24 protein-coding genes are annotated in these 25,781 nt (G+C 58.7%); 5 read left to right on the top strand and 19 right to left on the bottom strand.

The annotated features are described in order from the left end of the window. Positions 1–10: 10 nt before the first annotated feature. From GNF76_RS08235 to GNF76_RS08165, 15 genes are all read right to left on the bottom strand, one after another. Complete coding sequence (locus tag GNF76_RS08235) at positions 11–928, bottom strand: dihydrodipicolinate synthase family protein (protein WP_155582675.1); 918 nt, start codon at positions 926–928, stop codon at positions 11–13. Positions 929–1,054: 126 nt separating this feature from the next. Further along, positions 1,055–2,083, bottom strand: coding sequence for a trans-3-hydroxy-L-proline dehydratase (locus tag GNF76_RS08230; protein ID WP_155582674.1), 1,029 nt, complete (start codon positions 2,081–2,083; stop codon positions 1,055–1,057). Positions 2,084–2,120: 37 nt separating this feature from the next. Next, a complete protein-coding gene (locus GNF76_RS08225) occupies positions 2,121–2,843 on the bottom strand; it encodes an amino acid ABC transporter ATP-binding protein (RefSeq protein WP_155582673.1) in 723 nt (240 codons plus the stop codon). Continuing rightward, positions 2,836–3,486, bottom strand: coding sequence for an amino acid ABC transporter permease (locus tag GNF76_RS08220; RefSeq protein WP_155582672.1), 651 nt, complete (start codon positions 3,484–3,486; stop codon positions 2,836–2,838). Before GNF76_RS08220 ends, GNF76_RS08225 begins: the two co-directional genes overlap by 8 nt. A 10-nt stretch (positions 3,487–3,496) precedes the next feature. Further along, the gene (locus tag GNF76_RS08215; RefSeq protein ID WP_155582671.1) at positions 3,497–4,162 is read right to left on the bottom strand and encodes an amino acid ABC transporter permease; all 666 of its coding nucleotides are present in this window, start codon (positions 4,160–4,162) and stop codon (positions 3,497–3,499) included. Next, positions 4,155–5,933, bottom strand: a complete 1,779-nt coding sequence (lhpI, locus tag GNF76_RS08210; RefSeq protein ID WP_155582670.1) for a cis-3-hydroxy-L-proline dehydratase — start codon at positions 5,931–5,933, stop codon at positions 4,155–4,157. Before lhpI ends, GNF76_RS08215 begins: the two co-directional genes overlap by 8 nt. Positions 5,934–5,943: 10 nt before the next feature. Further along, positions 5,944–6,762, bottom strand: coding sequence for an ABC transporter substrate-binding protein (locus GNF76_RS08205; protein WP_155582669.1), 819 nt, complete (start codon positions 6,760–6,762; stop codon positions 5,944–5,946). Positions 6,763–7,011: 249 nt separating this feature from the next. Continuing rightward, positions 7,012–7,683: an FCD domain-containing protein gene (locus tag GNF76_RS08200; RefSeq protein ID WP_178123231.1), complete on the bottom strand. Its 672-nt coding sequence runs from the start codon at positions 7,681–7,683 to the stop codon at positions 7,012–7,014. Positions 7,684–7,808: 125 nt separating this feature from the next. After that, positions 7,809–9,065, bottom strand: a complete 1,257-nt coding sequence (locus GNF76_RS08195) for a TIGR02270 family protein (protein ID WP_155582668.1) — start codon at positions 9,063–9,065, stop codon at positions 7,809–7,811. Between the two features lie 23 nt (positions 9,066–9,088). Beyond that, positions 9,089–9,955, bottom strand: coding sequence for a hypothetical protein (locus GNF76_RS08190; protein WP_178123230.1), 867 nt, complete (start codon positions 9,953–9,955; stop codon positions 9,089–9,091). Positions 9,956–9,957: 2 nt separating this feature from the next. Further along, positions 9,958–10,869, bottom strand: a complete 912-nt coding sequence (locus GNF76_RS08185; RefSeq protein WP_155582667.1) for a DUF4150 domain-containing protein — start codon at positions 10,867–10,869, stop codon at positions 9,958–9,960. Then, on the bottom strand, positions 10,866–11,714 hold the full coding sequence (locus GNF76_RS08180) for a beta-ketoacyl synthase N-terminal-like domain-containing protein (protein WP_246211887.1): 849 nt from the start codon (positions 11,712–11,714) through the stop codon (positions 10,866–10,868). The genes GNF76_RS08185 and GNF76_RS08180 overlap by 4 nt, the downstream gene beginning before the upstream one ends. Before the next feature lie 212 nt (positions 11,715–11,926). Beyond that, positions 11,927–13,069, bottom strand: a complete 1,143-nt coding sequence (locus GNF76_RS08175; protein ID WP_155582665.1) for a DUF2169 family type VI secretion system accessory protein — start codon at positions 13,067–13,069, stop codon at positions 11,927–11,929. 12 nt (positions 13,070–13,081) lie between these two features. Next, positions 13,082–13,525 carry a DUF6484 domain-containing protein gene (locus GNF76_RS08170; protein WP_155582664.1) on the bottom strand — a complete coding sequence of 148 codons (444 nt, stop codon included), beginning with the start codon at positions 13,523–13,525 and terminating at the stop codon, positions 13,082–13,084. A 16-nt stretch (positions 13,526–13,541) separates the two neighbouring features. After that, positions 13,542–15,719 carry a type VI secretion system Vgr family protein gene (locus GNF76_RS08165; RefSeq protein WP_155582663.1) on the bottom strand — a complete coding sequence of 726 codons (2,178 nt, stop codon included), beginning with the start codon at positions 15,717–15,719 and terminating at the stop codon, positions 13,542–13,544. Positions 15,720–16,044: 325 nt separating this feature from the next. Between GNF76_RS08165 and GNF76_RS08160 the strand changes: the two genes are divergently transcribed. Next, positions 16,045–16,371, top strand: coding sequence for an FKBP-type peptidyl-prolyl cis-trans isomerase (locus GNF76_RS08160; protein WP_155582662.1), 327 nt, complete (start codon positions 16,045–16,047; stop codon positions 16,369–16,371). 271 nt (positions 16,372–16,642) lie between these two features. Here GNF76_RS08160 and GNF76_RS08155 read toward each other — a convergent pair whose 3' ends face one another. Further along, positions 16,643–17,119, bottom strand: a complete 477-nt coding sequence (locus GNF76_RS08155; protein ID WP_218585283.1) for a hypothetical protein — start codon at positions 17,117–17,119, stop codon at positions 16,643–16,645. A 384-nt stretch (positions 17,120–17,503) separates the two neighbouring features. Here GNF76_RS08155 and GNF76_RS08150 point away from each other — a divergent pair, with 384 nt between their 5' ends. The 3 genes from GNF76_RS08150 to GNF76_RS08140 all read left to right on the top strand — a co-directional run bounded on the left by GNF76_RS08150 (position 17,504) and on the right by GNF76_RS08140 (position 20,517). Next, positions 17,504–17,926 (top strand): hypothetical protein, encoded by a 423-nt coding sequence (locus tag GNF76_RS08150; protein WP_155582661.1) that lies wholly within the window; start codon positions 17,504–17,506, stop codon positions 17,924–17,926. A 142-nt stretch (positions 17,927–18,068) separates the two neighbouring features. Continuing rightward, on the top strand, positions 18,069–18,449 hold the full coding sequence (locus tag GNF76_RS08145; protein ID WP_155582660.1) for a RidA family protein: 381 nt from the start codon (positions 18,069–18,071) through the stop codon (positions 18,447–18,449). 67 nt (positions 18,450–18,516) lie between these two features. Beyond that, positions 18,517–20,517: a peptidase U32 family protein gene (locus tag GNF76_RS08140; protein WP_155582659.1), complete on the top strand. Its 2,001-nt coding sequence runs from the start codon at positions 18,517–18,519 to the stop codon at positions 20,515–20,517. Between the two features lie 18 nt (positions 20,518–20,535). Here GNF76_RS08140 and ptrR read toward each other — a convergent pair whose 3' ends face one another. Continuing rightward, positions 20,536–21,414 carry a putrescine utilization regulator PtrR gene (gene ptrR, locus GNF76_RS08135; RefSeq protein WP_155582658.1) on the bottom strand — a complete coding sequence of 293 codons (879 nt, stop codon included), beginning with the start codon at positions 21,412–21,414 and terminating at the stop codon, positions 20,536–20,538. A 101-nt stretch (positions 21,415–21,515) separates the two neighbouring features. Between ptrR and GNF76_RS08130 the strand changes: the two genes are divergently transcribed. Further along, on the top strand, positions 21,516–22,898 hold the full coding sequence (locus GNF76_RS08130) for an aldehyde dehydrogenase family protein (protein WP_155582657.1): 1,383 nt from the start codon (positions 21,516–21,518) through the stop codon (positions 22,896–22,898). A gap of 66 nt (positions 22,899–22,964) precedes the next feature. Here the strand turns inward: GNF76_RS08130 and GNF76_RS08125 are convergent, their stop codons facing one another. Then, positions 22,965–24,221, bottom strand: coding sequence for a phospholipase D-like domain-containing protein (locus tag GNF76_RS08125; protein ID WP_155582656.1), 1,257 nt, complete (start codon positions 24,219–24,221; stop codon positions 22,965–22,967). 64 nt (positions 24,222–24,285) lie between these two features. Continuing rightward, positions 24,286–25,770 (bottom strand): xylulokinase, encoded by a 1,485-nt coding sequence (xylB, locus tag GNF76_RS08120; protein WP_155582655.1) that lies wholly within the window; start codon positions 25,768–25,770, stop codon positions 24,286–24,288. Between the last annotated feature and the right edge of the window lie 11 nt (positions 25,771–25,781).

Genomic DNA, 25,781 nt, shown 5'->3' with positions numbered 1-25,781 from the left:
CGGCAATCACTCAAAGACCGACGTCCGGCAATAGCGGGCGATTGGCCAAAGCCTTGGCCATGATTTGCTCGACGTAGGCACGATCGGCGTCCGGCAGTGCCAGGCGGGGCGGACGGGTCAGCGCGCTGCCGCGACCAGCGATGGCCTCGCACAGCTTGATGCACTGCACCAGGTCGGCGCGGGCGTCGAGGTGCAGGATTGGCATCAGCCATTCATAGATCGGCATGGCTTCGGCAAAGCGTCCGGCCTTGGCCAGGCGGAAAATGGTTTCGCCTTCTTTCGGGAACACGTTGGACATGCCCGACACCCAGCCTTCAGCGCCCACGGCGATGCTCTCCAGCACCACGTCATCAAGGCCGGCAAACAGCACGAAACGGTCACCCACCTCATTGCGCACGTCGATGAAGCGGCGGGTGTCGCCCGACGAATCCTTGAAACACACCACGTTGTCGCAGTCGGCCAGGGAAATCAGGATGTCCGGGGTCACGTCGTTTTTGTAGATCGGCGGGTTGTTGTAGACCATCAGCGGCACGTCGGCGTTTTTTGCGACGTAGCGGTAATGCTCGGCGGTTTCGAACGGCTTCGAACCATAGACCAGCGCGGGCATCAGCATGACACCGTCGACGCCAGCCCGGCGCACAGCGTTAGCGACCTTGGCCGCTTGCACACTGGTGAACTCGGCCACGCCGCAGATGACCGGCACACGACCACGAGCAGCGTCGACCGCGACCTCAGTCACAGCGATTTTTTCTTCGGCGGTCAGCGAAGTGTTTTCCCCTACCGAGCCGCATACCACCAGGCCCGACACACCGTCGCGGATCACGTTGGAAATCACCTGGTGGGTTTTATCCAGGTTGATGGAGAAATCATCGTTGAATTGAGTGGTCACCGCAGGGAAGACGCCACTCCAGTTAATACGCTTGCTCATTGTTACCTCCAGTGGATTTATTGTATTTCGTATACGATATTAATAATGAAAGAAATAGGCCAGTGTTTTTCCAGGGTTAAAGGGGGTTTTATCAGCCGTTGGTCGGGGTGTTCAGGGCGTCAGCGTTCAGGCCCCGGGCCAGGTGTCTGAGAGGCGATAGCCTTGCGGCCATGGATCGCCGGGATCGAGCAGCCATTGATGGGTGCCGGTGATCCAGGCCCGGCCGGAAATGCATGGGTAGATGGCAGGGCGGCCGGCTACGTCAGTCAGTGAGTCAATGCGACAGTGGAACTCGGAGCCGATGATCGAACGACCGATAAAGCGCTCCCCGACCTGCATCAACCCCTTGGCCTGCAAGACCGCCATGCGTGCCGAGCAGCCCGTGCCCGTCGGCGAGCGGTCGATCTTGCCCGGCTGAATCACGACCGCATTGGCGCCGGTGGCGATGCCGTTCTCATGAACGACCGGCGCGGCTATCTGGCAAAAGGAAATGTGCGACCACTCAGGGTTCAGTGGATGTACAAAGCCCAATTGCTCGTTGGCTGCACGGGTGATTTTCAGCCCGACACTCACCAGATCGGCGGCCTCATCGGGGCTGATTGCAAAGCCCAACGCCTTGGCATCGGCGATCACAAAGCTGTCGCCGCCATAGGCGGTATCGACTTTGAGCGAGCCAACCCCTGCCACTTCGACAAACGCGTCGAGGCGATCGGCAAAGGATGGCACGTTTTTGACTTCCACCCGTTCGACCTTGCCGTTGCGACAATTGGCTACGACCTCGATCAGGCCGCCGGGTGCTTCAAGCACTAGCCGGGTTTGCGGTTCGGTCATCGGCACAATACCGGTGTCGAGCAACACGGTGGCCACGCACAATGAATTGGAACCGGACATGGGCGGCGTATCCGCCGGTTCCATGATGATCCAGGCCATCTGCGCCCGAGGGTCCTTGGCCGGCACTAGCAGGTTGACGTGGCGGAACACCCCACCACGTGGCTCATTGAGCACGAAGTTGCGCAGGGTTTCATCCCTGGCAATCCAGCGCGATTGTTCCCACACTGTAGCGCCGGGCGGAGGTGCAACACCGCCGACAATCACATCGCCGACTTCACCTTCGGCGTGGCAGCTAACGACATGAATGACTTTCGATGAGCGCATGGTCTGCTCCTTATTTCACCCGTCAGGGGTTTATCAGTTATCTCACTGATTTAAGAAAGTCTGCGGTTTCGGCGTGCACCGGGCTGCCGATGACCTGGTCGGGCGAGCCGATCTCATGGACCAGGCCGTTGCGAAAGAACGCCACGCGGTCGGACACGTCCCGCGCAAAGCGAATTTCGTGAGTCACCAGCACCATGGTCATGCCGTCTTCGGCGAGCATGCGCATCGTGTCCAGCACTTCGCCGACCAGTTGCGGGTCGAGGGCCGAGGTGGCTTCGTCGAACAGCATGTAGTCCGGTGACATGGCCAGAGCCCGGGCAATAGCCATTCGCTGTTGCTGGCCACCAGAAAGTTTGCCGGGGAACACCTTGAGCTTGTCACCCAGGCCGACGTGAGTCAGTTGCTGCACCGCCAGTTCCTCGGCCTCGGCCGTGCTTTTGCCCAGCACCTTGCGCGGCGCCAGCATCACGTTTTCCAGGACGGTCAGGTGCGGGAAGGCGTTCCATTGCTGGAACACGATGCCGATCTTCTGCCGCAGGCGATTGAGGTCGGTAGCATGATGGTGTACTTCGACCCCATCCACCCGGATGCTGCCTTTCTGGATGGGCTCCAGGCCATTGATGCACATCAGCAGGGTCGATTTGCCCGAGCCGGACCCGCCGATAATGGACACCACTTCGCCCTTGTTCACCGTCAGGCTGACCCCTTTGACCACATCCAGGTTTCCGAAGGATTTATGTACGTTGTCGATCTCAATCATTTTCTTGCCACCTTCTTTCCAGACGAGCGCCGAGGCGTGCGACCACCAGGCTCATGACGTAGTAGATAAGGCCCGCGATGCATAGCACCAGCAACGGTTCCTGAATGCGTGTGACGATGGTTTGCGAGGCGCGCAGCAGTTCGACAATGCCGATCCACATCACCAGCGCGGTGTCTTTCATGACGCCGAGCACCAGGTTCAACCAGCCGGGGAAGGCCACACGCGTGGCCATCGGCAGGACGATCCAGCGCAGGTCCTGGAAGAAACTCATGCCTAGCGAACGACCGGCCCGGCGCAGAGTCAGCGGGACCGACAGCACACCGCCGCGCACGATCTCGGTGAAGTACGCCGCGGCGTAAACCCCGAGCACGATGCAACCCACCGTGAACGCGCTGATGTTCAGGCCAACGATGCTCTTGAGTGAATTGAACAGCACGAACTGGATCAGCAGCGGTACGCTGCGAAACACATCCAGTACCCAGGCCAGTGGCAGGCTGGCCCGTGGCAGCAAGGCGCGCAGCAGGCCGAACAACAGCCCCGCGAACGTACCGAGCAAAATTGCCCAGCAGGTCAGTTGCAGGGTGATCCAGGCGCCGCTGAGCAGGAACAGCAGATCGTTCCAGGAAAAACTCGTGGATAACATAGTCACGTCCTCAGTAACGGAACAACCGCCAGGCCATCAGCCGGGCCGTCGCGACGATCGCCTTGGCAATCAGGTAATACAGCACGGCGGCAATGGTGAAATATTCGAAAGTGCGGAACGTCTTGACGTTGTAGTCCTGAGTGACGCCGGTGAGGTCATTGTTGAGTCCGACGATCACTCCCAGCGATGTCATCAATACCGCCCAGACCATCTGGTTGCTCAGTGGATAGAACACGATTCGCAACAGCTGCGGGACAATGATCATCCGGTAGGCTTGAAAGGCACTCATGCCCAGCGAGCGCGCGGCACGCACTTGCGTGGCTGGCACCGCCTTGAGCCCGCCGCGGAAGTTTTCCGCGAGATAGCCGGCGTTGTTAAAGGTGATCCCGGCGAGCAGGGCGAGCCAGGAACTGACGTGCAAGCCCAGTGAACCCAGGCCGAAGTACAGAACGTAGATCTGGAACAGCGACGGGGTGTTACGCGCAATCGACACCCAGCCGTTACCCACACCGCGCAGCAGCGGGTGCCTGGCTTCGCGCATGACCGTCAGGGCCAGGGCGATCAGTACCCCGAAAATCATCGACAACGCGGCTGTCTCGAAGGTGACCCAGGCGCCGGCGAGCATGTCCGGCAAGGCACGCAGGGTCGCACGCCATTGGAAGGTGTAATCAAACATGCACGGGGCTCTCCATCAGCAAGGCAGGTTGCAGCCAGGTCGGCAATCGCCCACTGGCACTGGCGCTGCAAGCGGTATCGACGCATTCAGTGAGGCTGGTGAAGTGCACCTGTCGTCCCACCAGGCCGGGGGCGTAATGCGCGTACTTGCCCGAGTTGGTCATCAAGGTGGTGGCGGTTGGCGGGATCACCGGCTCGCCGAGCATGCACCAGCAGGTGTCGGTCACCAGGGTGGCGCCGAAGGCTTCAATCACGGCGATATGCCCGGCTGCACGGGCCTGTTCCAGCACGGCCCGACCGCAGGTGATAGCCAGCACCACCTCAGGGTGTTTGTGCCGGCCACGACACAAGCGTGCCAGGTGGGCGAACTCACTGAGGGAAAAGTGCGGGTTGCCTAGAGAAACCACATCCACGTGGCTTTCACGAGCGCTGTTGAGTTCACGCCAACTGAGCAGCAAGTCCTTCAGCTCGATGGTTTCCACTGGCACCTGGGCGTCCGGTTCCAGCACCTGTGCCGGGTCGAGTGCTTCGGGTGTCACCCCGGCGATATGGAACAACGGCGCGGCCGATGTGGTGGCGAATGCGGCGCCGAAGGCTTTCAGGTCGTCCAAGCCTGGCTGGTGCGGCTTCAGCCCGAGCACCAACGGAATCCGGCTGCCCGCGAGGGCGCCAATGTGGTAACCGAGCAATGGGTAGAACGCATCATCGAGTTCAGCCAATACCGGTATTTCAACCAGCAGGCGGGCCTTGCGCTGGGCGTCCAGATGGCAGCCGATCAGGGGTGCACGGCCGGTGAGGGCGATGCAGATATCCAAGTAATCCGGGTATTTCAGGGTGCGTGCGCCGAGCACACTGTTGGCGTAGACCACCGCGTTGGACTCAGCCCAGACAATCTGCTCGCCGGCCTTCGGTGCGCTGTCGAGCAAGTAAGGGGCACAGGTGAAACTGAGCTGCGCGCCCATTGCCATATAGGCATCACCCAAGGCACTGGCGGGCTCGCCAAGCGCCGGGGCGACGCCCAATTCACGCCAGCGGCGCTGGTCAACGGAAATGGCGTTGAGGGTGGTGGGCACCCGTACCTGTGCGCCCCACTGCACCAGTTGCTCGGCAAAACGCAGGCTCGCGGGGCCGGTGTAAATGCAACCGTCAATGTGTGCCTGCGTGACATCCAACAGACAATGGGCGCCTTGTAGTTCGGCCATGCGCAGCACGATCTGCATCGCCATCTGTGGGGCTTTACCTTGCTTGCCATCAAGCAGTGAACGGTCGAACTCGGTGAGCTCGATCAAGGCACCAGCTTCGTTTATCGGCAGCGGCGTCTCGGCGGCCTGCCAGGCATCGGCGGGCACGTGATCGAACACCACCAGCGAGGCGCCTTCGACGCGGGCGAAGGCTTGGCCGCGCAAGGCGGCGAAAGCCTCCTTGCCGATGCACAGCACCGGCAAGGAACGCTCAAAAATGAGCTGTGCCACGAGCACGCCCAGGGTCAAGATCTCATCGGCTTCGGCCAGTACCAAAGCGGCCGGTGCATGACCGTTGCTGATCAGTTCCATCAGCACACTGCTGCCGGTACACGAACCACGACCACTGGGAATGGCCAGGATACGCCCAGCCAAGTGCTCGCCGCTGAGGGGATGGTGACGATCAATGACCTCACCCGTGCAAGGGTCGACTCCGCCCCAGAAGCTCAGCCCGACATCGGCAAACAGCAAGGCTCCCTGGGCGGCGCCCGAAATCAGGCTGCGGCCGGTCAGAGCAATAGACCTAGGCATGCAGGACACCTCAGTAGTAGACCTTTGGCACGGTCAGATCGGTCGGCGGGATCTCGGTGCCTACCCATTTGACGAACAGCTCTTTATAACGACCGCTGCGCACCTGCTGATTGACGAACAGGTTCAGGTAGTTGATCAGGCCGTATTCGTTGCGTTTGGCACCCAGGGACACATAGTCGATGGTGTAAGGCGCGTTACCGGCGATTTTCAGATTCGGGTATTTGCCCGACTTGACCGTTGCGGCGGCCACGGTGTTGGTGACCACGGTGGCGTCGATGTGTCCCTGGGCCACCGCCAGCAGCGTATCGTTTTGTGACTGGTAGGCGCGGAAGGTACCCGTGCCCCACTTTTTCACATCGTTTTCCAGGGCGATGGCTTCAAAGGTGCCGCTGGTATCGCCCAGCGCTTTGCCTTTGATGTCGTCGAAGCTGTTGATGCCGGTATTGTCACGGGTCAGCACGACCATCTGGAACGCGAAGTAGGGCACAGAGAGGCCGACGGTCTTGGCCCGTTCGAGGGTGTCGGATGTCGAGGCGACGATCACGTCAGCGCGCCCGGAGATCAGCGCTGGAATGCGGTCCGGGAACGGTGTTTCCACCACTTCGGCCTCGACCCCGAGAATCTTCGCCAGATCGTTGCAGTAGTCCACGTCGAAACCGGCTGGTTGATTGCTGGCATCGCGAAACCCCATGGGCGGGAAGTCCAGGGTCACAGCACAGCGCAGCTTGCCCGAACCGATAATGTCATCGAGCTTGTCGGCGTGCGCGGTAGCGATAAAAGAGGTACTGAGAACAGCGCTGAGCGCTACGGCAAATGCGGGGTTTTTCATAGAAGCCTCGTCATTGGGAAGTGCTGACAGATAACGTATAGAGGATTTCGTATACGATATTAGTCGCTAGCAATGGACGTGCCGAGTTTGCTTTTCTTGTGTCGAATGTTTACCAGCCCTTGAATCAGACCGACCCAGCGGTCGTCAGCGAGGCAACGGCGCCATGGCGCCTGTCAGGGAGGTGTTACGGAAGGGAGCACAGCAGGGGCAGGGCGCCCCTTAACGGAACATTCTAAGCCGCTGAAGTGATCAGTGGCTGTGGGGCAGGTGCTCGAACAGCGTCTTGCAGACGCCGGCGATGTGTTCGTCGAGTAATTTCACCGCCAGGTCTGTATCGCCGGCACGACAGGCGGCGAGGATTTCCCGGTGTTCGTGATCAGCCCGCTCCTTGCCGGCCGAAAGGCTCATCTGCATGCGCAGGTAGCGCTCCAGCTTGTCGTTGACCGAGCGGATCAGGCCGACCAGAAACGGCCGCTGCGCCGGTTCGTAGAGGCAAGCGTGCAGTTCCCAGTTGAGCTCGGCCCAGCGTCCCACGTCATCCTCGCCGATGAACTCCTGGCAGATGCGTTCGGCACGGGCGAAGGTTTCTTCGGTCATGTTCGGAATGGCCAGGCGCAGTACCTTGTCCTCGAGCAGCATGCGCACCTCGAACATCTGCGCGAGTTCTGCATCGGAAACCCGGGTGACCATTGCCCCGCGATTGCGCTGGAACAGCACCAGGCCTTCGGCCTCCAGGCGCTTGAGGGCTTCGCGCACGGGAATCTTGCTGACGTTGAACTGACGAGCGACATCGTCCTGGCGAATCGGCTCGTCTTCGGCGAAATGCCCGGCGACGATGGCGTCACGCAGATGGCGGGTGATGATTTCCGAGGTCGAAGGCGAATTGCCAAGGTCGGGAGCGTTGAGTTTTGTCAGGGTCACGGTGGTGATCGTTCAGAATGATTTGCAGATATGGTATACGAATTTCCCCAAGTCTTCCTTCCAACGCACCGCGCCAGCGGTCAGTCGAATGAGCCTTGTTGAGGGTGATCGCCTAGCGGGATCAGCTAACTGTGGCGTTCGGCGTCCCCCAGCAGCCTCTTTTGCCGCCAAGCCGGTGCACTGGTAGGGAAAAGCACTTCGTCTGGCCGAAAACGGGCAATCCCGCAGGCAGCGGCAATCCGCTGGCGTTGCTGGCCTTGGGCAAGTATTTGTCGAAAACTGCTTTCGCTCTGGCGCAGGCCCAGCGTATAGGCGATACCCGCCTGGAAATGGCCACCATGGGCCTGCCACCAGGCGGCGATCCGTCGTGGGTCTGGCCAGGGCAGATTTTCATCGGGGTCCATGTCGATATTGGCGTCCTCAGGGTCGTCGTTCGGGCCAGCATCGAAATCCGGCAGATCCTGCAATTCCAGATTGAGCAATGCCAGGTCAGCGCCGCTAATCAGGCTGAAGGCTTCGCCGGCGACGCGAGCATAAGGCAAGTCGCTCATCTGCTGGATCAGCCAGGGTACGTTGGCTGGGTCGCCCAGCAGGCCAATGGCCTGGATGCCGCTACGCCGCTGCTCGGTGTGCTGTGTCATCAGGCGTATCCAAGGGATGCTGTGTTCACGAGGTTGCCAGGCCAACACCACGCAGAGCGCAGGGTACTGAAACTCGCCCGGTTGCTCGGCGAACGGGCGTAATGGCTCCAGGGCTTGCTCATCACCCATCTGTGCCGTGGCCCAATTGGCCCAGAAGCGCGTGGCGGGGTCCGTGTGCAGACGATGGGCACCAAGGGCCAGCATCAGGTCGCGTCGACGCAATTCGCCGGCAGTGCGGGCGGCCCGTGCCAGTACGTTTGGATCGGCACGGGACAGTTCGGTCAGCAGGGATGGGCCAGGATCCTGGCGATGCATACCGCAGGCGGCCAAACCGAGGCGGCGGAACAGCGGTTCGGAGGAGGCGAGCAGGCGCTCGATCCAGGGCGCTACCCGCTGCCAGTCGAGCCAGCCCAAAGCCATCAAATAACCCTGTTCGGTTTGCGCCGCACGTCTCAAGTGCTCGCTGAGTTGCGACAACGCTTGCGCATTGTTCCCCTCAACGGCCAGCACCACACTGGCGAACATCTCGCCGACAGTGTGCGGGCCGAGCTGGGCCAGCAGGAGTTCCAGGCCGCTTGAGCCGGCGATGCGCAGGCCGTCGAGATGGGCGTCGATGCGTTCGTCCAACTTGCCGAGATCATCCAGGTTGTAATGGGGGCCGCGCACCGCGTAATGGTGCAGAAGGATGAGGAAGCAAGCTTCTTCGGCGTGTTGGTCGAGCATGGATGGGATTGGGACCATGATGTCTCTGTCGTGCTCGTGTGTTACGCAACCCGGTTGCCAAAGAAGTAACGCTCACCGGCTTCAAAGGGCTGGGGAGCGGCCATGTATTGATCGAGAACAGCGGCGGCATTGAGGGGTTGAAACTCGCCGTTTTTTCCATAGAAGCTGGAACAATCAACACCGGAGTAGACCTCGAATTTACGTCTCCAGAGCAGGAAGTTGCTCCAATCCATCCAGTCGTCAGGGTCTTTGGGGATCAGGGATTTTCGCATGAGCCAGACCTGTCTGTTCATATCAACGGGCAGGCCGCTCAGGATCGAGCATCTATCGTTCCCACAGGTGTTCTTCAACTGGCCCAGGCGCGAATCGATAGCTGCTCGGTATTCGATTGGGCTCAGGTTGTGACCGTAGAACTCAGGCTCGTCTTCCAGGGGATCCAGCAGGTTTGACAGGTTCGCTTCTATGGCTTCTTGATCCGCTCGACGCTCAAGCGCGCGCCAAGCTTCAACCATGAAAGGTACCAGCCACAGAACCCCCGACCACTGAGCGGCCAGACTGGCTTCAATACGCAGGTAGTCGGGGCCTTCGATCAGGAGTTCGGCAAGGAAGTCCAGGTCGGCATCAAGCCCCGTATCAGCTGTCAGCCCCAGGCAAGCCGATACCAATGTCGGCGCGCTGTCTTCGTCGAGAATAAACTTTCTCAATTGGGAAGCATGGCGGTAGTCACCCTGTTTTGCACTTTCCATGACCGCCGCCAATGCCATCCAGGGGTCGTTGCTCAGCCATCCACCAGGCGCCAAGACTTCTTTAGGCGCGGCGCTGGAGTAGTGGTATCCACGTCCTTTCCAATAGAAACAGCCCTGGAGGAAGTCGGGTCTGAGGGAGTACTTGTAAGGGGAAGTGTTCATCGTCAGGACCCTCGGAAGCTACTGGCGCGTTTTTCTTGAAGTGCGCTCAATTCGGTTTCGAGCTTGGCACATTTACGACCGGTAGGCGCGAGGTTTCCCTGTCCGGCAGGGCAACCCCCGGCGGCCTTAGGCACTCGGTGGGCAACAGGTTCTCCCTGTTTCACGCCTTTCCACTCCATATAACCTGGTCGATTCATTGCCCAGTCATTTTCGATGTTCTTTTTCTCCCGGATCTCGGTTTTATAGTATTTATTGCATCCTCCCGGTTTTTTTCCGGCGGGTGGCAACAGGTGTTTGCACTTGGGGCTTTTACGAACTTTGGCGAGTAGGGCCCCGTTCTCGGGGCTTTGCGCCGTGTCGTAGAACTCACCTTCCGACATATATTCCCCGTTTGCCTGAGCTTTGCTATGGGCCGCGCCGCCACAACATTCACACTTGTGTTTGCCCGGCACCTTGGAGTCTTGCTGCACCGGGGCATATTTGGCGGTATTAACCATGGGGACCGCTGCATTAGCCGCAGGGCTGGCGTGGTTTGAGGTGGTGAGATCGGTATGTCGGTCTACGTTCTGGCCTTCGAAAAGCACATCCATGGACCATGAAACAAAATAGGTCTTGCCGGTGATGACGTGAGTGATAACACCAGCGCCTTGGCTTCTGGTTGCCGCTTCATCCCCCAAGGGTGAGGTTTTGTAAAATGAGCGGTTCTTTAACATGATCTCTTTGTTTTCGATCTTTACCGTCTTACTGCCTTGCTGCATGTCCTTGGAATATGAAGTGTCGGGATAAGGTACCGGGATCGGGCCTGCCGGAGGGGGAGGAGGGGTTAAACAAACATCCGGGAACGCCGCAATGACCTTGCCGCCACCGGCTTTGCAGGCAATCTCATCGCCATTTGCATAGACATCGCAGCTCATAGAATGCCCTCGGAATGGTTGATCCCACGCACGACAGCAACGGCTCGCGCGCCGTCCAAAGCACTGCTCAAGCAGATCGCGTTTTTTCCGGGTGCATAGCCTTTGCGAAAAGCCTGATCCGCGAGGATCCATTGGGCGATTCCGGCAACCGCTCCGGTGTCACCAATGGCTTCTGCCCAATGCCAAAGGGGTTGATCCTCTTTGCGCACGGTGCGCAAAAGCCGGGCCTCCATCAAGGGGATTTCCTTGAACCCGTACTGTTCTCCTGTGACATCGGACAGGCGCAAATCAATCTGGTGAAAACCCAGCTGTGCCTCCGTCAGTGCCGTGCGAGCGGCTGTTGTCAGCCCACCTGCGCGCAGCGGCTTGCACGATAAAAGCGGGGCATCCTCTTGGCCAATGCCAAGGCCTGATATCTCCAGGCAGGTGCCAGGTTGCCGGCTTGCCTGGATCAGCACGGCCGCAGCCCCTTCGCCAGGAAACAAGCCGTCACCGTGGGTGCTGGTTTTCAATCGGCGATGGTTATCCAGCCACTGAAGTGTCGAAGCATTGAGCAAGGAGTCAACTCCACCCACCAGGCAGGCGGGCGCCCGTGTTTCGTAGATTAATCGACGGGCTTCATGCAGAGCCTGTATGCCAGCAACCTGTCCGGAAGGGATGATCCTGGATTGGCTGGGGTGGAAATGTAGGCCCAGCTTGGCAGATACGTCTTGTATGACGCTCTGGGCCAGCGCCCTGATGTTGACGCCGGGACGCTCCGGCTCAGCCAGGCACAGGAGAAAAGGAACGGCTGTCCAGTCCAGTGGTGGCGCGCCCTGGATGAGTTCAGCCAGGGCCTGAGTCATGAGTTCAGCCAGACGCACTGAGGCTGGGAGCGCCAAGTCAATCGTGGCTACCACCGCGCCAATGATAGGTTCGCAAGCATTGTCCAAAAAGGGCAGTTCTTGCAGGGCTGAAAGCCCGGCCCGTTTGGCCGCGCAGGCACTGGGCACGGACAAGCCAACGGGGCAAACCATGCCCATGCCGGTCATGAACAGGGACTGAGGGTGCATAGGCCTCACAGCTCCTCGTCAGACGGCGGGTAGGCTTCTTTTGTCCATTCGATGAGTTGCTCCAATGACGTGAAGCAGTACTTTGCGCGCATGCGTTCTTCGCTGGCCTTGGCCTTTTCGAACTGATCGGCGGTTTGCCCGACGATGACTTTGGCGACTTCCCTGATGTTGCGTCCAAGCGGCGAAGAAGCTCGCCATGTCAGCATCACTCGATTCGCGTCAGGTTCAAGCAGGACCGTATCGACAACCGCAGCCAATTCCCGGATCGTGTCATCGTGAAAAATCATGAGCACCGCCAGTTTCAGGTTTGCCGGAAGCTTGAATGTCGACAGACCTTTAGCGCTGAGATTGAGCAGTGCGACTTCTTCACCGCCTTGGGGATAGTCAATGTGCTGATCCTCCGGCGCACACTGGAAATAGCGCAAATCAAAATCCTCTGGAAGGAATGGAAATTGGTGATCAAGCCACGCTTGATCATAAGTGCCGGCCCACTGGATGCGCTGCTGCCAGGCTCGACCGATCGGGCCAAATGCCATCGGTTTGTAATTCCCGTTGGGCGTGGTGATCGGCCTGTCCAGTTGTTCGGTATTCGGCAGCGGCAGGCCATTGATCACCAGCGGATCTGCCCCTGGGTGAAACCCGACGCCAGCGTGGTTCCAGGGGTACCACTGATGTTTTGTCGAGTCGGCCTGGGTCCGATCCACTCCACCAAAAGCCTGTGCGTAGGTAATGGGCAGGCTTGTGAAGGGCGCCGGTCTGCTGATGGCGCATGAGAAGGCACCAGCCTCATAGACCCGTGGCCCAACGACTTTGAAGGCTTTGACAAGCGTCGCTATTTTCAGCGCCACCGTCACCTCGGTGGCGGGTTCACCATGGGGAGCGTAACAGTGCCCATTCAACAGGACATCGCAACGTGGCTTGTGCAGGGCAAATTCGTTTTCGTAGAGCGCAGCCGACTCTCCAGGTTCACCTGGGAAGACATCGGCCATGATCAGCGGGACCTGTTGTTCGAGCAGTCGAAGGTCATGCCGGGGATGATCAGGTATTCCATAAGTGCCTTTTGCCACCACCACCAGCCATTCGCGACCGATTTTATCGGTTGCGGTCGTGTAGCCACCGATGAGGCGGGTCTTGTTCATCAATTCCATGGCGTTACGGCCTCAATTGATCTGCACTGAACCACCCTTGACGCGGTTCACCCCGGATGAACGACTCGATAGGTAGGTCCCACGGATTAGCACCTTGCCCTCACGCGTGAGGGTAATGCTGGCCTTGCCGCAGCGCAGGACGATTTCCCGCTCGGCGGTGAACTCCAAGCGCTCGCCATCCAGATGGGCGATAGCCGGGGGCGTGGTTTCCAGCCGCTGGATGCGACCGATCACCAGTGGCCGGCCGGGGTCGCCAGCCTCGAACATCAGCGCGACCTGGGCGCCGATGTCCTCGCGGTTGAGGACGGTGGTGGTGCGTGCGGCGAGCCCCGTGTCTCCTGGGCAACCGGGAAAAGCCACCACCGGGGCGTCCACCTTGGGCACATCCAGCAACAGACCAATCACAACGCCATCCAGGCGTACAGGGGTGGAGGAGGCTGGGGATTCGACGGTCATAACGCACGCTCCATGGCTAGTTCTGCAAAATTTTCTGGCCTTTGACGACCACGTTCCGGTTGGCCTTGATGTGGATGGCGCCAGAACCGTCGAGGGTGATGTTCTTGCCGCTGATCACGATGGTGCCGTCCTTCTTCAGGGTGATGCTGGCATCACCCGTGGTCAGGCTGATGGAGTCGCCGGCGGTGAGGGCGAAATGCTTGCCAACGTCCAGGCTGTCGTTCTGCTTGATATTCGTGCTGCGGTTCTGGCCAACGTCGCGGGATTCGTTCTGGCCGATCTGGGTGCTCTGGTTGCCGTTGATCTCGATACCTTCGTTGCCTTTGACCGTTTCGTTACGGTTGCCGGTAATGTCGATGGTTTCGTTGCCGCCAACGTCCTCGGTACGGTTGCTGGCAATGCTGATCTTTTCGTTGGCGCCGACCTTTTCCGTACGGTTCGCCCCGATGGTGATGGTTTCGTTGCTGCCCACTTGCTCAGTGCGATTGACGCCGATGGTGATTTTCTCGTTGTTGCCCACATCCTCGGTACGGTTCACACCGATGGAGATGGTTTCGTTGTTGCCCACGGTTTCCTTGCGGTCGTGTTTGACGTGCACGGTTTCGTCGTTGTCGATGGTCTTGCGGCGGTCATGGCCAACCCAATGAGTCTCGTCGTTCTCAACCTCGATGTCCTGGTTCTTCTCGGCATGAATAAACAGTTGCTCCGCGCCTTTCTTGTCCTCCATGCGGATTTCATTGAAGTTGGCCGGTGAGCCGTCCTTGCTTGAACGGCTTTTCACCCCACTTTGGGTGGCATTGGCCGGCAGCTTGTAGGGCACAGTCTGTTCAGCGTTATAGACGCGCCCGGTAATGATCGGTCGATCCGGGTCGCCCTCAAGGAAACTGACAATCACCTCCTGACCGATCCGTGGGATCTGCACCGCCCCCCAGTTCTTACCGGCCCAGGCCTGGGACACGCGAATCCAGCAGGAGCTGTTTTCATTGGATTGGTCATGGCGATCCCAGTGGAAATGCACCTTGACCCGGCCGTACTGGTCGGTCCATATCTCTTCACCACCAGGCCCCACCACCACGGCGGTCTGCGGCCCGCGAACAATGGGCATGGGCGTCAGGGGGAGGGGACGGAAGGCCTGGCTGGCATCCATGCAATCCAGCTCGCTGGTGAACTGCTCGGCCAGCTCCAGCGGCCCACTTTCATAGAGTTCCTGGCGGATCTGATAGCGTGCGACCACCACCAGGTATTCGCGGTTCTGATCGGCCCGGTCGTAGCCTGTCAGCGTGAACAAATGACCAGAACCCAGCCCACGAGTACAGCCGCGCAACTGCACCCGTTCGAACTGACTATGAATGGCTTCGATGCGGGTCCGCGCATAGTGTTCGCCATCGTTGCTCTGCAAGTACTCACCTGGGTAATCGTAGAGCGGATGGTCGCCGTTGCTGTGGTTGCGCGGCACGCTGGAGCGCACCTCAAGGCTGGCACGGGGCCGCTGGAAGTCATAGTCATTCAGTGCCAGCGAACCGGGTTGTACTTCCCGTGCCAGTTGCCAATCGTAAAAATGGTCGCGTTCGCGCGTTTGCCGATCGGGGGGGAAGAAGGGCACCGAGGCGTAGTCTGCCGCCGTGGAATGGGCACCATAGGCGTCGGCCAACACCAGGACATGGCGAGCCTTTTCATGGCGGAAGTAGTAATAGATGCCTTCCTGCTCCATCAACCGGCTGACGAAGTCGAAACTGGTTTCGCGGTACTGCACGCAATATTCCCACTCGCGGTAGCTGCCGCTCAGGCTGTCTTCGAAATCAGAGAAGCCGAGGTCGCGGAACACCTGCTTGATGATGTCCGGCACCGTATGATTCTGGAAAATCCGGCAATCTGAAGTCCGCGTGAGCAACCAGAACCAGGGCCGCAGGCTGACACGGTAACCCGCGAACTGGCCGTGACCGGTCAGTTGCCGGCAGCTGCCGACAATGCCGTGAAAGTAGCGTTGGCTCCCACCGTAGAGCTCCAGGGCCAGCCCCATCGGTTTGCCCAGCAACTGGTCGAATTTGATCGCCCGGTCTTCGGAGGTAAGGTCCAACTCATAATGAAATAAACGCCCAAGCTCTTCACTGCCTTCCATGCTTTGCAGCAACAGAACATCGCCGCCAAGGGGGCTGTCGACCTGTACCCAACGGGTGTTTTGCGTTATTGCCATAAATTGCCTTCCAAGGTGGCATAGCACCTAGAGTTTTAGCGTATCTGGCCGCAGAATCAAATGCTCGGTTGCGATTTAAAGGTGGGACAGGAGGGTTCAGGACTGATCTGAGGGAGATGCGTCGAGACGAATCTGTTACGGGCTGGGAGATCATCAGGCTCCGGTGGGAATACGATCTAATCAGCTTGTAATAAGTAACAAAACGATCTTAAAAACTGTCATTTTTAACAGTTTAAACGTCAGCGCCTATCAGAAATCATGGAGGTGGATTGTGCACCACGGGCTGCGATGCACAGATTCACTGTCCTTCATGGAGGTATGAGAAATGGGCGTCACTGTAACAACGACATTGCCTGGCGATGGGGTTAATTATCCGAAACAAGGGGATACGGTTACCATTCATTACATCGGCTGCCTCGAAAATGGTAATAAGTTTGACTCGAGCCGTGATAGAGGCACTCCATTCAAGTTCAAAATTGACGTAGGCCAAGTCATTCGTGGGTGGGATAAGGGGATTCCTCAAATGAGTCTTGGCGAGAGAAGTACGCTGATAATCACTGGAGATTACGCCTATGGAGCAAGAGGAGTTGCAGGGCTGATACCGCCAAATGCGACACTCGTGTTTGATGTGCAACTGCTTCAGATCAATTGATAGTTGTCGAGCCTCATCATGGTGAACACGAAGCCTGGATCAGTTTCATCGGCAGCCACCTGATTCAATGACTCGCCATGAACACGGAGTACATGGCCCGTTGAAAGAGTGGACGTCAGAAGTAGGTTTGCCGAATCAGTGGCTTAGGTGGCTCATGAACATCTATGACATGATCTTTAATTTAACATAATATACATTATGCGAACCGCCATATACGGACGTGGGAGCGTCTGGTCAGATTTGGAGCCAGCTCACTGGCTCCTCGGAACAGTCACGAAAATGAAGAAACCTTTTGAGCCTCAAAATTACCACTCTTCAAAATGGGCTCCAGATAATCCTGGTATTCCTGCCATGTACTGAACACCTCAACCTCGACAGACGGAGCCTCTGGCTTGCCAGTGAGCTTGGCCAAGAAAACCCCACCGCCATGAATCAGTGCCTGACGAACCTTTTCGCCTAGGGCATGACGTGACAACAAGTAACCCAGCGCAGCAAGGCCCAACACTGAACCCTTCTGTGCAGCGGAAGCTTTGAGTAAAGGATCGACCGGGGCGTCAGACAGGAGCAGCATTAAAGCTTTCAAATGGTCGCCATCGGTATCAAAACCATCGGCAATCTCGTTGCCCATACGTACAGCATCAGCAGCACGAGACTTAGGGATCTCATTTTCATGAGCGAAGGCACCATACGACGTCAGTATGATCGACCCAACAGATGGAGGGTTTTTCGGGTAGTGGCGGTTTTGCATAATATAGCCTCCTTGAAATTTGCCTGCCGATCATAGCTGGTTTCGGCAAATAGCCCGCCTAGATCGGGGCTCAAATTAGCGTGAAAGTCTGCCTCTTAGTTTTGATAATTATGACAAAAACATATAACTAAACTAAATAACTGTTTAGTTTAGTTATATTTGTGGCGATGCCGGAAGTTGTTGGAATCACTCATTCGCCCTCTTCTCGTCTTACAGAGCAGGTAGGAAACCTCCCAAAAGACGGTAAGGGTCATGAATCAGGGTCAAGATCAAGGGTAATCGAGGTAACGTCAGCCTTGGTAATCAAACGTTTGAGATCAGAGGATCTGCTCACCATAAGTAGCACTTGAGCTTACTTTTTAGACAGTTAGATAGGGGGATATATTGAAAATCATACATTTTACTCTGATGTCTCTTTTTTCCTTGTCTGCCAATGCACAGACTATTTCCATGGCGGAAAAGCTCACTGCGTTGAGTCTGGATAAAGCGGTTAATCGCAGCTCTCCGGAAGTGAAGCGCACGCAGGCTGCACTTACTCGAGGTCTCACCGTATGCAATATTGAGAAAGAGGAGAAACTTGCCAATATTGCATGGTCTATCACCGAGAAAATTCGTGCCGAAGGCCAGCATGCGGAGACCACGGATATCATTGAAGGGCTCAATGCTGTGCTTTCAGGTGCAAGGGCGAAGCAGAACTGCACTGAGCTTCTGTCGCTGTATGCGGCAAACCGTATCCTGGGCAGTACGCACTCGGATGCTGTGATAGGTGCCCGTAGAATGTACCGCTCAACCGGAGTTGTTGACTGAGTACATAGAGCCGCTTGTTGTAACGGGTGCAAAAGAAACGAAGTTCATTTACCTCACGCCAGCGCGCTGATTCTTCGTGCCCGGCATCCAGTATGATCCGATTTCTAGCAGCCCCCTGCCCCCTCCAACCAAGAGATTTTACATGGCAAACCAAGACCTCACCTTCACCCCCGACCTCGACCCGGACTCCATCTCCAGCGACGTTATCGGCTTCAACGGCATCCTCGTCTCCACCCAAATACCTACACGCGCGGACGGCAGCCTGGAACTGGGCGACATCACCCTGCAAAGCGAATGCACCCTGCAAGCCCTCAAAGTGGCGTTGGAACGTGCCGGCAGTTCCATCGACCGGGTCATGCACCTGACCATCTATCTGACCGACATGGCCGACCGCGCCGCCTTCAACGAAGTCTACAAACGCTACTTCGCCAAGCCCTGGCCGGTACGCGCGGCGGTTGGCGTTGCGGCGCTGGCGGTGGAAGGCATGCGCGTGGAAGTCACGGCGATGGCGGCCAAAGGCTGAACAGGTGCCGGTCAGGCAATTCACGGCTACAATGCGCACCTCCGTGACAAGCCTGACTAAAAAAACTATGTCCCTGCCCAAGCATCACCTGGAATTGCTCAGCCCTGCCCGTGACGTGGCCATTGCCCGTGAAGCCATCCTGCATGGTGCCGATGCCGTGTACATCGGTGGCCCGAGCTTCGGCGCCCGCCACAACGCCAGTAACGAGGTGAGTGATATCGCCCAATTGGTGGAGTTCGCCCGTCGCTATCATGCCCGGGTGTTCACCACCATTAACACCATCCTCCACGACAACGAGCTGGAGCCGGCCCGCAAGCTGATCCACCAGTTGTATGACGCCGGCGTTGATGCGCTGATCGTCCAGGACCTGGGAGTGATGGAGCTGGACATCCCGCCGATCGAGCTGCACGCCAGCACCCAGACCGACATCCGTACCCTGGGCCGGGCGAAGTTCCTCGACCAGGCGGGGTTCTCCCAACTGGTACTGGCCCGCGAGCTGAACCTGCAGGAGATCCGCGCGATTGCCGACGAAACCGACGCAGCCATCGAGTTCTTCATCCATGGTGCGTTGTGCGTGGCGTTCTCCGGCCAGTGCAACATCTCCCACGCCCAGAATGGCCGCAGCGCCAACCGTGGCGACTGCTCCCAGGCCTGCCGCCTGCCCTACACCCTCAAGGATGACCAGGGCCGCGTCGTCGCCTTCGAGAAGCACCTGCTGTCGATGAAAGACAACAACCAGAGCGCCAACTTGCGTGCACTGGTGGAAGCAGGCGTGCGCTCGTTCAAGATCGAGGGTCGCTACAAGGACATGGGCTATGTGAAGAACATTACCGCCTATTACCGCCAGCGCCTGGACGAAATTCTTGAAGATCGCCCGGACCTCGCCCGCGCGTCCAGCGGCCGTACTGCACACTTCTTCTTGCCCGACCCGGAAAAAACCTTCCACCGAGGCAGCACCGACTACTTCGTCAGCGATCGCAAGATCGACATCGGCGCCTTTGACACCCCAACCTTCACCGGCTTGCCGGTAGGTGTGGTAGAGAAAGCCGGCAAGCGTGACCTGCTGGTGGTGACCCACGAGCCGCTGTCCAACGGCGACGGGCTGAATGTGCTGATCAAGCGTGAAGTCGTCGGGTTCCGTGCCAACATCGCCGAGCCTAAAGGCGAGTTCGACGAGGACGGTGAAAAACGCTACCGCTACCGTGTCGAGCCCAACGAGATGCCGGCCGGGCTCCACAGCCTGCGACCGAATCACCCGCTGAACCGCAACCTGGATCACAACTGGCAGCAGGCCTTGCTCAAGACTTCCGCCGAGCGCCGGATTGGCCTGTCCTGGGTCGCTCGCCTGCGCGAAGACCGTCTGGAACTGACCGCCACCAGCGAGGAAGGCATTAGCGCCAGCGTCGCCCTGGACGGTCCGTTCGGCGTGGCCAACAAGCCGGAACAGGCCCTGGAGCAACTGCACGACCTGCTGGGGCAACTGGGCACCACTCAGTACCACGCCACGGCTATCGAACTGGATGCACCGCAGGCCTTCTTCATCCCTAACTCACAACTCAAGGCCTTGCGCCGTGAAGTGATCGAAGCGCTGACGGTTGCCCGCATCCAGGCCCACCCACGGGGTGGCCGCAAAGCCGAGACCACGCCACCGCCGGTGTACCCGGAAGCCCACTTGTCGTTCCTGGCCAACGTCTACAACCAGAAGGCCCGGGAGTTCTATCACCGTCACGGGGTCAAGCTGATCGATGCGGCCTTCGAGGCCCATGAAGAAACCGGCGAAGTGCCGGTGATGATCACCAAGCACTGCCTGCGTTTCTCCTTCAACCTGTGCCCCAAACAGGCCAAAGGTGTCACTGGCGTACGCACCAAGGTCGCGCCGATGCAGTTGATCCACGGTGATGAAGTGCTGACGCTGAAGTTCGACTGCAAGCCGTGCGAGATGCACGTGGTGGGCAAGATCAAGGGGCATATCCTTGGCCTTCCGTTGCCGGGTAGCGGCGTGCAGCAGGTCGTGGGCCACATCAGCCCGGCCGACCTGCTCAAGACCATTCCTCGCGGCACCCACTGAAAGACGGGCGCAGGCTGATCAGGCCTGCGCCCTTACCAACCCCTGCTCCTCCAGCAACCGCACCAGCATGGTCAAGCTCTGGGACACCGTGCCCCGGCGCCAGATCAGCCACGTCTGCAAAAAGCGCAAGTTGTCCGACAGCGGCCACACACTCACTGCCGTAAACCCCGGCATGCTCTCCAGCATGCTGCGGGGCATCAATGCCAACCCGGCGCCAGCACTGACGCAGGCGAGCATGCCGTGGTACGACTCCATCTCGAAGATCTTGCCGGGCACCGCGCCATCCTGGGTGAACCAACCCTCGAAGTGGTGCCGATAGGAGCAATTAGGCCGAAAGGTGTACAGGCTCTCACCGCCGACATCCTGCCCGCGGGAGATAGGCGGATGGTGCAGCGGTGCGATGATGACCATTTCTTCCTCAAACACCGGGACGCCTTCCAGCGCCGGGTGCAGCACGGGGCCGTCGACGAACGCGGCGGTCAGGTGCCCGGCGAGCACGCCGTCGATCATGGTGCCGGATGGGCCTGTGGCCAGGGCCAGTTCGACCCTGGGGTGCTTTTGGTTGTAGGCGGCCAGCAGCGCAGGAATCCGCACGGCGGCGGTGCTTTCCAGGGAACCGAGGGAGAACGGTCCCTGGGGCTCATCGCCGGCGACGGTCATACGCGCTTCTTGTACCAGTTCCAGGATACGCCGGGCATAGCCAAGAAAACTCCAGCCGGCCGGCGACAGACGCAGGCGGCTCTTCTCGCGAATAAACAGGTCCACGCCCAGGTCCTGTTCCAATTGTTTGATACGGGTGGTGAGGTTTGACGGCACCCGGTGAATCAACTGGGCAGCGGCGCTGATGCTGCCCTGCTCCGCCACCGCCTTGAAGATTTCCAGCTGGACCAGATCCAAGTCATTCTCCAATCGTGAATGAAAGGCTTAGTATTATTCAGTTTCCGGAAAAGCAACAGCGCCGTAACCTGAGCCCATTCTTCACTGAGCAGGACGGTGCCATGACTCCCCTTCCCCACGCTGTTTCCATCAACCCCGCCAACGGTGAAACGCTGGGCCAGTACCCTTTTGAAACCCAGGCCCAGCTGGACGCGGCGTTGACACGAGCCACCGTTGGCTTTGCCGCCTGGCGTCGGATCCCCGTGGAACATCGTGCGCAAAAACTGCTCGACCTGGCCCGGGTGCTGCGCGACAGCCTCACGCCCATGGCACAGATGATCACCCTCGAAATGGGCAAACCCATCACCCAGGCCCGCGCCGAAATTGAAAAATGTGCCCAGCTCTGCGAGTGGTACGCCGCAAACGGTCCGGCAATGTTGCTGGCCGAGCCCGTGCAGGTGGACAACGGCCACGCCCGTATCGAATACCGCCCGCTGGGACCGATCCTGGCCGTGATGCCGTGGAACTTCCCGGTCTGGCAAGTGCTGCGCGGCGCGGTACCCACGCTACTCGCGGGTAACACCTACGTGCTCAAGCATGCGCCAAACGTGATGGGCTGCGCCTACCTGCTGCGGGATGCGTTCCAGCGTGCAGGATTTGCCGAAGGCCTGTTCGAGGTGATCAACGTTGACCAGGACGGCGTCTCCAACGCCATCGCTGACCCGCGAATTGCCGCCGTGACCCTCACTGGCAGCGTGCGTGCCGGCATGGCGATTGGTGCCCAGGCCGGTGCAGCCTTGAAGAAGTGCGTGCTGGAACTGGGCGGCTCCGATCCGTTTATCGTGCTTAATGACGCTGACCTCGACGTCGCAGTCCAGGCGGCGGTGATTGGTCGCTACCAGAACACTGGCCAGGTATGCGCCGCTGCCAAGCGCCTGATCGTCGAACAGGGAGTAGTGGAAGCCTTCACCGCTCGTTTTGTCGCGGCAACCCGCCAATTGGTCATCGGTAACCCGCAGTCCGCCGAAACTTACGTCGGGCCCATGGCGCGTTTCGACCTGCGTGATGAGCTGGATCAACAAGTCCAGGCCACCCTGGCCGAAGGCGCCACCTTGCTGCTGGGCGGCAACAAGGTGGACGGTGCCGGGAATTACTATCAGCCGACCGTGTTGGGGGATGTCACCGACCAGATGACTTCCTTCAAGCAGGAACTGTTTGGCCCGGTGGCGTCAATCATCACGGCCCGTGACGCCGAGCACGCCCTGGCGCTCGCCAATGACAGCGAGTTTGGCCTGGCGTCGACGATCTTCACGGCCAACCTTGAACAGGCACAACACATCGCCGACCAATTGGAAACCGGCGGTGTGTTTATCAATGGTTATTGCGCCTCGGACCCACGGGTGGCCTTCGGCGGCGTAAAGAAAAGCGGGTTCGGTCGAGAGCTGTCACATTTCGGCGTACGCGAATTCTGCAATGCGCAGACGGTGTGGCTCGACCGGCACTGATAGATGCTGTTGATTCATCCTCAGGTGACTGGATGAACACGCCGTCACCTGAGAAAAAACCATTGTTCAGTCAGGCGAGTCCGTCACTTGCAGCGCAAGACTATTCTTGCCCAGCTCGACCAGTCTTACGTAGTGCGTAGAGTCATCGCGGCCAAAAAAAGCGTCTGCCCGGTGGCCAGCCAATCGGTCTTCGAATTTGAAAGGTATCGTGATATTGCGTTTGATATCCGCGCAGAAGCTGACAGCGTGTGTGTCGATCCAGTCAATGGCCGCGCGACACTCCTTCAAGGGTCGTCTGACACCCGTGATTTTTGCCGGCAGGTTCGTGGAGTACCGGGTGAGCGTTGAACTGTTGTACGTCATAAACACATGACACAACGCTTGCTCAGCGGCGTTAAACACGGTGACTCGCAAGTTGGCTGCACCCTGTGTTGACTGCTGGGCGACATCCGACGAATCAACCCTCGCCGTCCACTCAGGCCGCTTGCGAATATCGCCTGCGTCGAGGAGTAGCCGATCTCCGACAAACGAATAGACGGTACTGTTTACCCTTACCCAGCCGATTTTCCCTTCCTTGGAAATACACAAGTAACGGTGTTGGGGCACCAGGAAATGTTTCGTTCCTTTGATGGACCACTCCAATAGTTTCTGGCCTTTAAGGGAATACAGATCCTCTGGCCTGCTCTCGTCATACGGCCGATGGACGAGGCCGACAGTGCACGGACGAGGGTTTGATTGCGGCTTTTTCCCCAGTGCCGACATCACTTGGCGACCGACCTCCCGAGCTTTCTGCGGGCCTTTCTTTCTTGCCGAAACCAGTTGCTTTTCGGCTTGATCGACATCGTTTTTCAATTTTTCATAGCGCGCCGAAAAACTGTCTGCCTTCTGTTTTACCAACTCCAAATACTCAGGCGTGATCTTCTCGGCCGTCGCCTCCAGTTTCGAGACAATCGAACGAGCTCGAGTGTTCATTCCACTAAACAGGAAGCTGACCTCTTTGCTCCGGGTATTCCCATTATCCGTAAAGTTCTGGCTGCCCACCGTGATGAACGACCCATCGGCGATAATCATCTTGGCATGCAGGTTGGGAACCGAATAAACCTCGAACTTCGCCTCCATAAGCGCTTTTATCGTGCAATAACAGGAGGAACCGAACGCGAGTACCTGCACATTCAACAGTGTGAATACTTTCGCGCTCTTGCCGAGCTTTGCTATGCCTAAAGCGACGTCCCCTGTCAGGTAGGGGGAAAATATTTTCAGGTCGACTGTGTTGTTTTTCAGTTTGCCCGTGATCAGCGGCACAATATTTTCAGTAAATTCCAATGCCCGTCATCCTTGTCAGTATCGCCTCGGTTTGTGCGGCGGCAGAGTATCAGACGTTAGGGTTTCACTCATGCAACGCCTGCGCCGCCGTCAACAATCCCTTGAAGTTGCGATAGCGAGCCTGCAATCCTGGCCGTTGTGCAGCATCCGGAACAAAACGCACCTTGACCGGAATGCCCGCCGACAACAGTTCGGCGCCGAGCCCCATGGCTTGAAACCCCAGCTTCGCCGCACCAATGCACGCACTCAGTTCACTGCCCTGCAAGGTATAGATCTCCCGATCGAGGATGTTGGCCAGCAATTGCGCCCAATACGCACTGCGGGCACCACCGCCCACCAGGGCGCAGGCCTGTACGGTTGCGCCGGCGGACTCCACCGCATGCAACGCATCCAGCAACCCGAACCCGACCCCTTCCATCACCGCATAACCGAGCATCGCCGGGGTGCAGTCGTGGCCCAGGTTCATGAAACCGCCGCGCAACAAGGGATCGTTGTGAGGCGTTCGCTCACCGGCCAGGTACGGCAAAAACAATGGGCTGGACAGCGGCACCGGATGCCCGATCGGCAACGTTGCCTGTACCTGATCCAACAACGCCGGTTCATCGGTGAACCCCGTCAGCCGTGTCACCCAGCGCAAACAACTGGCCCCCGCCAACATGGCACCCATGGTGTACCAACGATTGGGCAACGCATGGCAAAAACTGTGCACGGCACTGGCAGGATTGCCGGCCGCATGGTCGGTAATGGCGACGATCGCGGCGCTGGTGCCCAAGGTGATAAACCCGTCACCGGCATTGATTGCGCCAATACCGACCGCTGCCACCGGGTTGTCCCCTCCTCCCCCGGCGATCACCAGGTCGGGTGGCAAACCCAGTTGCGCTGCTGTCGTATGGTTCAAGCGCGCGCTGGCGGCGCCACCTTCCACCAACGAAGGCATGTGCGACAGTTTTAGCCCTGTGGCACGCAGCATTGGCTCGAACCAGCAACGGTTGGCCACGTCCAGCCACAAGGTACCGGCCGCATCGGAAACATCGCTGATGCGCTCGCCGCTCAAGCGCAGGCGCAGGTAATCCTTGGGTGACAACACACAGTCGATGGCGTTGAACACCTCTGGCTCATGCTGCTGCATCCATAGCAACTTGGGCGCTGTCAGCCCCGCCATTGGCAAACTGCCGGTGACCTCGGCAAAGTCTGGGTAATCACGCCCCAGGGCTTGAGCCTGGGCCACCGCCCGAGAGTCATCCCAGAGGATCGCCGGGTACAACACGCGGTTGTCATCCCCCAGCAATACCGCGCCATGCATCTGCCCCGACAGGCCCATGCAGCACACACGGGAGAAAGCCTCGGGCTGCTCAAGGCGCAATTGATCCAACGCACTCAGGCAAGCCTGCCACCAGTCTTGCGGATCCTGCTCGGACCAGCCGCTGTGCCGCCGCGATACCGTCAACCGGGCACCGGCATGGGCCAGGACGCTGCCGCGCTCATCCAGCAAGATAGCTTTGAGTTCCGAAGTGCCGAGGTCGATTCCGAGGGAAACAGGGCTGCTCATACCAATGCTTT

The organism is Pseudomonas spelaei, assembly GCF_009724245.1.
GTDB classification, from domain to species: domain Bacteria; phylum Pseudomonadota; class Gammaproteobacteria; order Pseudomonadales; family Pseudomonadaceae; genus Aquipseudomonas; species Aquipseudomonas spelaei.
Note: the sequence above shows the minus strand (reverse complement) of the source record. Positions and strands in the feature narration are given on the sequence as shown.

Bases quoted from the DNA above. Each gene is read 5' to 3' on its own strand.
- GNF76_RS08235 (WP_155582675.1), bottom strand. From the start codon at position 928: ATGAGCAAGCGTATTAACTGGAGTGGCGTCTTCCCTGCGGTGACCACT.
- GNF76_RS08230 (WP_155582674.1), bottom strand. From the start codon at position 2,083: ATGCGCTCATCGAAAGTCATTCATGTCGTTAGCTGCCACGCCGAAGGT.
- GNF76_RS08225 (WP_155582673.1), bottom strand. From the start codon at position 2,843: ATGATTGAGATCGACAACGTACATAAATCCTTCGGAAACCTGGATGTG.
- GNF76_RS08220 (WP_155582672.1), bottom strand. From the start codon at position 3,486: ATGTTATCCACGAGTTTTTCCTGGAACGATCTGCTGTTCCTGCTCAGC.
- GNF76_RS08215 (WP_155582671.1), bottom strand. From the start codon at position 4,162: ATGTTTGATTACACCTTCCAATGGCGTGCGACCCTGCGTGCCTTGCCG.
- lhpI (WP_155582670.1), bottom strand. From the start codon at position 5,933: ATGCCTAGGTCTATTGCTCTGACCGGCCGCAGCCTGATTTCGGGCGCC.
- GNF76_RS08205 (WP_155582669.1), bottom strand. From the start codon at position 6,762: ATGAAAAACCCCGCATTTGCCGTAGCGCTCAGCGCTGTTCTCAGTACC.
- GNF76_RS08195 (WP_155582668.1), bottom strand. From the start codon at position 9,065: ATGGTCCCAATCCCATCCATGCTCGACCAACACGCCGAAGAAGCTTGC.
- GNF76_RS08190 (WP_178123230.1), bottom strand. From the start codon at position 9,955: ATGAACACTTCCCCTTACAAGTACTCCCTCAGACCCGACTTCCTCCAG.
- GNF76_RS08185 (WP_155582667.1), bottom strand. From the start codon at position 10,869: ATGAGCTGCGATGTCTATGCAAATGGCGATGAGATTGCCTGCAAAGCC.
- GNF76_RS08180 (WP_246211887.1), bottom strand. From the start codon at position 11,714: ATGACTCAGGCCCTGGCTGAACTCATCCAGGGCGCGCCACCACTGGAC.
- GNF76_RS08175 (WP_155582665.1), bottom strand. From the start codon at position 13,069: ATGGAATTGATGAACAAGACCCGCCTCATCGGTGGCTACACGACCGCA.
- GNF76_RS08170 (WP_155582664.1), bottom strand. From the start codon at position 13,525: ATGACCGTCGAATCCCCAGCCTCCTCCACCCCTGTACGCCTGGATGGC.
- GNF76_RS08165 (WP_155582663.1), bottom strand. From the start codon at position 15,719: ATGGCAATAACGCAAAACACCCGTTGGGTACAGGTCGACAGCCCCCTT.
- GNF76_RS08160 (WP_155582662.1), top strand. From the start codon at position 16,045: ATGGGCGTCACTGTAACAACGACATTGCCTGGCGATGGGGTTAATTAT.
- GNF76_RS08155 (WP_218585283.1), bottom strand. From the start codon at position 17,119: ATGCAAAACCGCCACTACCCGAAAAACCCTCCATCTGTTGGGTCGATC.
- GNF76_RS08145 (WP_155582660.1), top strand. From the start codon at position 18,069: ATGGCAAACCAAGACCTCACCTTCACCCCCGACCTCGACCCGGACTCC.
- GNF76_RS08140 (WP_155582659.1), top strand. From the start codon at position 18,517: ATGTCCCTGCCCAAGCATCACCTGGAATTGCTCAGCCCTGCCCGTGAC.
- GNF76_RS08130 (WP_155582657.1), top strand. From the start codon at position 21,516: ATGACTCCCCTTCCCCACGCTGTTTCCATCAACCCCGCCAACGGTGAA.
- xylB (WP_155582655.1), bottom strand. From the start codon at position 25,770: ATGAGCAGCCCTGTTTCCCTCGGAATCGACCTCGGCACTTCGGAACTC.